6 protein-coding genes are annotated in these 6,667 nt (G+C 35.1%); all 6 read left to right on the plus strand.

Annotated features, from left to right (window positions below; all coding sequences use genetic code 11):
- Window positions 1-556 precede the first annotated feature (556 nt).
- Window positions 557-2,968: a TonB-dependent receptor gene (locus Q0L29_RS15305; RefSeq protein ID WP_296623049.1), complete on the plus strand. Its 2,412-nt coding sequence runs from the start codon at window positions 557-559 to the stop codon at window positions 2,966-2,968.
- 328 nt (window positions 2,969-3,296) lie between these two features.
- Window positions 3,297-3,989, plus strand: coding sequence for a Tat (twin-arginine translocation) pathway signal sequence containing protein (locus Q0L29_RS15310; RefSeq protein WP_296623050.1), 693 nt, complete (start codon window positions 3,297-3,299; stop codon window positions 3,987-3,989).
- An 11-nt stretch (window positions 3,990-4,000) separates the two neighbouring features.
- Window positions 4,001-4,417 carry a DsrE family protein gene (locus Q0L29_RS15315; RefSeq protein WP_296623051.1) on the plus strand — a complete coding sequence of 139 codons (417 nt, stop codon included), beginning with the start codon at window positions 4,001-4,003 and terminating at the stop codon, window positions 4,415-4,417.
- 458 nt (window positions 4,418-4,875) lie between these two features.
- Window positions 4,876-5,484, plus strand: a complete 609-nt coding sequence (locus Q0L29_RS15320) for an AraC family transcriptional regulator (protein WP_296623052.1) — start codon at window positions 4,876-4,878, stop codon at window positions 5,482-5,484.
- 231 nt (window positions 5,485-5,715) lie between these two features.
- On the plus strand, window positions 5,716-6,183 hold the full coding sequence (locus Q0L29_RS15325) for a hypothetical protein (protein ID WP_296623053.1): 468 nt from the start codon (window positions 5,716-5,718) through the stop codon (window positions 6,181-6,183).
- 54 nt (window positions 6,184-6,237) lie between these two features.
- Window positions 6,238-6,667: Ig-like domain-containing protein (locus Q0L29_RS15330; RefSeq protein ID WP_296623054.1), on the plus strand; the 430-nt coding region annotated here is incomplete at its 3' end.

The following is a 6,667-nucleotide window of genomic DNA, read 5'->3' on the forward strand; positions in this document are numbered from 1 at the left end:
AGGAAAAGCTTTTCCATATAATCCAATATACTGCGTTATCTTCCCTCGATATAGCCCGCTATATCTTCTCAAAGACGCCTTGTCTATTGAATTATATGAAAATCTGAATTTACAAATTAGAGTCGAACTCAGGTTAATAGAGAAACAATTCTGATGAAGTAAATCATCCAAGAATATAACAAACGCAATCCTATAATCGAAAATTCAGTAAAGAATTTGTAATTGAAAGTAGCCTTAAATTTCAATTTGCATTTTACCTCTGAAAAATCTGAAGTAAGATGATTCCGAATTGTATCCATTCCCTTAAAACTTCTAAGAGTTACTAAGCATTAAAACAATTGTAGCCTTAGGATTTATAATTTAGATGGTTCACTAATTGAAAGATGTAACAAATTATTAAAGCATCATTTTGCAACCATTTTTAAATCAATGCAACATAATTTAAAGTTTTCTAACAAAGTTTAAAGTTTTCGCAACAGAGGTACTATGTACCTTACCCCTATTCTTCTGAACTTTATTTTATTCTATAATTCATTTTGAATAAAAGTTATCCCCCATGAAAAGCTTAATTAAAATCTTTGGCTTGTTGATTACTATTTTATTATTGACCATTCAATTCACTCAAGCTCAAAATAAAATTACGGGTTCAGTTAAAGATTCAGAAGCTAACCCCCTACCCTTTTCCAATGTAGTGCTAATTCAACCTAATGACTCTGCATTAGTGAAGGGTACTGTGTCAGAAGCAGATGGCAGTTTTGAAATTAAAAATATAGATAATGGAAACTACATCCTTCAAACTCTGATGATTGGTTATCAACCCTCCTCTCAAACCGTGGAGGTAACAAATCAAAATTCAAGCTTAGCACTCAATATTATAATGAATGAGGATACCCAAAGTCTTGATGAGGTAGTAGTGAAAGCACAAAAACCATTATATGAGAAAAAAGCTGACCGCACAGTCGTGAATGTGCAAAGTCAAATTACATCTTCTTCAAAATCAGTTTTAGATGTACTAGCCAGAAGCCCAGGGGTAATTGTTAACCAACAGAATAATAGCATTTCAATGTTTGGGCAAAATGGAGTGGGCATTATGATCAATGGTAAACTAAGTCAATTACCTATAGAGGCTGTTGTGCAAATGCTAAATGGTATGAATGCTTCAAATGTTGAAAAAATAGAACTGATCACCTCCCCTCCGGTAAAATATGATGCCGAAGGTGTGGGCGGGTTAATTAATATTGTTACCAAAAAAACACCAAATATGGGCACAAATGGTATTGCGGCATTGACTGCAGGTTACAATCAAGGAAAAATATTGGCAGGCAACCTGAGCTTGAACCACCGTCAGGATAGAATAAACTATTTTATTGAGTACGGTAACCGTACTGACGACAATAATCAACTATGGTTAGAAAATAGAACGTTATTTGGAGATAATTTCGACCAGACAATTGATATTAAACAAGACAGGGCATTTAACTTAACGGAACAAAACCTTCGTGCAGGATTTTCCTATGATTTAACTGACAAAACTACTGTCAACTTATTAGCTACCGGACATAAACGCAATTGGTATATGGATGCCACTGCAAATAATATCAACAGGGCAGCCCCTGATTCTACCGTTATCACTACCATGGAGTTAAATGAAAGCAATATCTGGATGGATGCTATGATTGGCCTTGGGATTGAGCATAGGTTTAATAGGCAACATTCACTTGATGCCCATTTTGACTATTTATATTTTGTAAATGACAACCCATCAAATTATGATATTGCAACTCAAATCAATAATGCAATAGTCAGTGAATCAACATTAAAGGTCACAAAAGATACTCCTGTCAACTTTAAAGTCAGCAAGATAGACTACACAAATCTACTCAGCGATAAATTTAAATTACAGGCAGGTGCAAAAGCAAGTCTTTCTGAATTAGAAAACAATGTAATCGTAACAGACTTTGAACAGGAACAATGGATGATCAACAACAGATTTACCAGTTTAGCCAAATTAAAAGAAGATGTTTGGGCCGGCTATGTATCATTGGATTGGAGTATTTCAGACAAGTTGAAGATTTATAGTGGGTTGCGTTATGAATTTACCTCCACATATTTAAGCGAAGGGGTTAATGAAGGATTGGTAGACCGGGAATATGGTAACTTTTTCCCCAACTTTTCGATTTCCAATAAACTGGCTGAAGAAAGTACTGTTAGCCTGGCCTATTCAAGAAGAATTACTCGACCAAGTTTTAATGAAATTGCCCCCTTTGTATTTTTTAGTGGTCCAAATACGTTTTTTGCTGGAAACCCCGCCTTGTTTCCAGCCATTACCGATGGCCTAGACCTAAGCTACCAATTGAAAAGCTGGTGGATTTCCTTAAAATATAATACGACAGATAATCAAATACAGCGGTTTCAACCAGCAACCAATCCTGAAACTGGAGAACAAATATACAGTAGCCAAAACATGGATTATTTCAATAGCTGGGTAATTACCTCAAGCTTGCCTATTTTTATTACCTCTTGGTGGGAAATTCAAAATGATATTTCCCTAAATCACCAATCATTTAAAACCCACAATGGTTTTATAGATAAAGGCTTTACCTGGAACGCCAATTCCACACTTACATTCTCTTTACCAAAAGACTTTACAATTGAAGCTTCAGGAAACTACTTTTCAGAACAATTCATGGGATTATGGAAGAGCCAGCCATACGGCCAAGTAGACTTAGCTATAAAAAAAGCATTTGAAAAAAGCAGCCTATCGTTTTCCTTTATTGATGTGTTTGACACTTTCAACCCTATTGACATTGACGGCAGCATTCTAAATGGACAAGGTAATAGTCATGTTAACTTAGACCTTAACATACAATCTGTCAATATTACCTATACCAAAACTTTTGGCAATAATAAGTTAAAGTCCGTAAATCTTAATTCAGGATCTGAAGATGAAAGAAGAAGGGTGAATTAATAAAAGAAAATTAAAATGGAAAATCAGCTTGTAGATGTAAATCTGAGTTTGAGCTAATAAAATAGATATTTAGAAAGAATAAGCGGAGACAGGAAACCAAACATGAATGCTAAGCCAGTACCATTAAACAGCAAAGAGATGCAGACCATGATTTCTTATTGGCACGGGTCAGCGAAGACGCTGCCGAACTTATGAAGGAACTCAAAAAGAGAACTTCAAAATCAATATTGGATAGGAGCAAGAAAGTAAATTAAAAAAATGGGCTTTAAAAAAATCAACAAAAATAAATAACAAGTTAAATCAATTGTAAACCTAAATTTTTAAAACCATGATTAACACTAAAAACAATTCAAGACGTAAATTTATTGGAACAATGGCAGCAGGAGCTACCGCAGGCCTATCATTCCTTTCGAACCCGGTAAAGGCATTAAATTCGGAGGTTTTACAATCAATTGAATCACCTGCGAGCAATAAAGCCGATGAGATGATAAAAGAGGTAGGTAAAATGCAGCATCCGGTGGCTTTTGATGGGTCCCAGGCTGTGCATTGGGGTCTAATTTGGTCCAACGTATACTATATGACCAATGAAGGAACGGGGACAGCTCCTAAAGACCTTGGTGTATTAAACGTATTGCGACACCACGGAATAATATTCTCACTTAATGATGAAGTAATAAAAAAATATAATTTAGGTGAAGTATTTGGCTACAATGATCCGGTATCCAGCAAACCCGCGCTAAGAAACCCCATGTATATACCAGGAGAAGGTGATATGCCAATGCCAGTGCTAACAGGTATCAAAGGACTTCAGGAAAAAGGCGCGAAATTTTGTACATGCGACATGGCTTACAGAGTTTATAGTGGAATAGTAGCCAATAACATGGGGCTTAATGCAGAGGATGTTTATAATGACTGGGTGGCCAACAAAATTGAGGGTGTTGAACTAGCACCTTCAGGTGTTTGGGCTTTGGGACGCTTAGCGGAAAATAAAATAGCATACATTGATGCCTGCTTGGGTTAAAAATTATGATAATGATGAAAAAAATTATTTTATGCTTTGCATTGGCGCTGATTACTTCAGTTGCTTTATGCCAGAAGGAAAAGGTGAAAATCATATTTGATGTAACCAGTTCAGATACTGAGGTTCATAAGACTGCTGTGAGACATGTAAAAGGTATGTCAGAGGCCTATCCGGAATCTGAATTCGAAATGGTGATTTATAGCGGTGCGCTACCAATGATGCTGAAAAGTGAATCATCGGTAAAAACGGAAATTGAAAGTCTTGCCAAATCTGATAATGTGTCCTTAAAGGTTTGCGCTGTCTCACTCAAAAAAAATAATGCTACCGAACAAGACCTCATCAGTGGTGTGGGAACTGTTCCCGATGGCATTATTGAGATTGTTACTAAACAAAATCAAGGCTGGGGATATATAAAAGAGGCTAATTAATGTAATAATACTTAGGAACAATAACTCATGCCAAGATTAGGAGTCATGGCATGAGTGTTATTGCTAATTAGGAGGAGATACCGGATAATTAAGTTTTTTCAAAAAAAAGGAATCTTAATTATCCATCCTGAAGGTACCACTTTTGATCCAGCCCAGGTTAATAATTTTTCATCCAACTTTTTCAAAATCTGGCATAAGCACGGATAATATTTTACTATTAAAAAAGTAAAAAAAATAAACAATTGTATCTTTCTTTACACTTAGCTTAAACCATACATCACTACAAATCACCCATTAAAACAATAGTTTATACAGCTACTATTGCTTACCTTCAATTAAATCAATAAAGAATTAGTACTTCCGAAATCTATTAAGTATCATTTACTTCTAAGAATGTATTTGATATCTGTACAGAGATCGTTCCTCAATTTAAATTAGCTTTCAATAAACCTAAAAACATGCAACTCAGTCCCATTCATATAGCTTTACTTTCTCCAATAACTAAAGAGAAATTATATATTAAATACATGGTCAGTCTACGATGTAAATTATTGGTGCAGGAAGAGCTCAAAAGTTTAGATATCAAACATTTAGTGGTTGAATTAGGTGCAGTTGAATTGCTTCAGGATATCAACCATGAACAAAGAGAGTTACTCAAACAAAACTTACTAAAATCAGGTTTGGAATTATTGGATAATAAAAAGAGCATTATAGTTGAAAAAATTAAGAATGCTATAATAGAAATGATTCATTTCTCAGATGAACAACTTAAGGTAAATTATTCAGATTACCTTAGTGAAAAGCTGGGATACGATTATACTTATCTTTCTAACCTTTTCTCTGAGGTAAAAGGGATCACAATTCAGCAGTTTATAATTATTCATAAAATTGAAAAAGCGAAAGAGCTCATACTATATGCAGAGCTTAACACATCAGAAATAGCCTATATACTTCATTACAGCAGTGTTGCACACTTTTCAAATCAGTTCAAAAAAATTACAGGCCTTACTCCTTCCTTTTATAAAAAAATAAAAGAGAAGAGACAAGGGAATCTTGAGGATGTCTAATCTCTTTTTTCAATCTAACTTCATTTAACTTTTAATCCCCTTTAGTTTACCTCAGTCTTAACATCAGTGATTTATGTAAATAACAAGATTTATTGTGTAATACTATTCAATGCTTAACAGTCTAATATTGTATCATCATTAAACAAGTGGTGATGCCTGACTGACACAGGGATAAAAAGCCGGGGCGAATCCGAAAAGCCAACAGAGTAGGATAATAGTAACAATGAACAGATGAAGAAAATTAGTATTACAATTTTGATTTCTTTTTTCGCATTTGCCTACGGCAGTGCACAAGATTACAATACAGGTATAGGCCTTAGAGGAGGATTTGCAAATGGAATTACCATTAAGCATTTCGTTTCTGATAAAGCAGCTTTTGAAGGCATAATCGCAAGTCGCTGGAGAGGATTAGAACTAACCGCACTTTACGAAATTCATGGTAGAGCTTTTAATACTGATAGATTAAACTGGTACGCTGGCTTTGGTGGTCACGTAGGTTTTTGGGATGGAAAGGATACAAGATGGGGTGATGATAGAGCATACACCGTTATTGGTATTGATGGGATTTTAGGTTTGGAATATAACTTCTTAGAGTTACCCATTAATTTAAGTGTTGACTGGAAACCAGCTTTCAATCTTTTTGGATACTCAGGCTTTTGGGGTGATGGAGGCGCATTGTCTATCCGATATATTTTTTAATTCATAACGAACAAATTACACTTAATAGTTAACACACTTTTTAAACATAATAATATGAAACAAATTAAAATGATTCCAATCTTAGCAATGGCATTTGCCATGCTAATGGTATCTTGTAAAGATAAAGATAATAATGATCCAACACCTACTGAAGATGCGGCACCAACTGTAGTATCAACAATGCCGGAAAACAGCGATACTGATGTTGCTCGTAACCATAAAGTAGTGGTTACTTTTAGCGAAGAAATGGATCCTTCTACAATCAATAGCACTACTTTCACGGTTGAGCAAGGTACTACTGACATCAGTGGTGATGTAGTATATTCAGGAGTTGAAGCTACTTTCACACCATCGGTTGTTTTTGATGCTGCAAGTGAATACACTGCAACAATCTCTACAACAGCAAAAAGTCAAAAAGGGGTTAACCTTGTAGAAAACTACGAGTGGAATTTCACTACAAGTGGTTCTACCGCTGGTATAGATG

It is taken from the genome of Marivirga sp., assembly GCF_024636815.1.
Classification (GTDB): domain Bacteria; phylum Bacteroidota; class Bacteroidia; order Cytophagales; family Cyclobacteriaceae; genus Marivirga.

Excerpts from the sequence above, each read along its gene's own strand:
- Q0L29_RS15305 (WP_296623049.1), top strand. The coding sequence starts at position 557 with ATGAAAAGCTTAATTAAAATCTTTGGCTTGTTGATTACTATTTTATTA.
- Q0L29_RS15310 (WP_296623050.1), top strand. The coding sequence starts at position 3,297 with ATGATTAACACTAAAAACAATTCAAGACGTAAATTTATTGGAACAATG.
- Q0L29_RS15315 (WP_296623051.1), top strand. The coding sequence starts at position 4,001 with ATGATGAAAAAAATTATTTTATGCTTTGCATTGGCGCTGATTACTTCA.
- Q0L29_RS15320 (WP_296623052.1), top strand. The coding sequence starts at position 4,876 with ATGCAACTCAGTCCCATTCATATAGCTTTACTTTCTCCAATAACTAAA.
- Q0L29_RS15325 (WP_296623053.1), top strand. The coding sequence starts at position 5,716 with ATGAAGAAAATTAGTATTACAATTTTGATTTCTTTTTTCGCATTTGCC.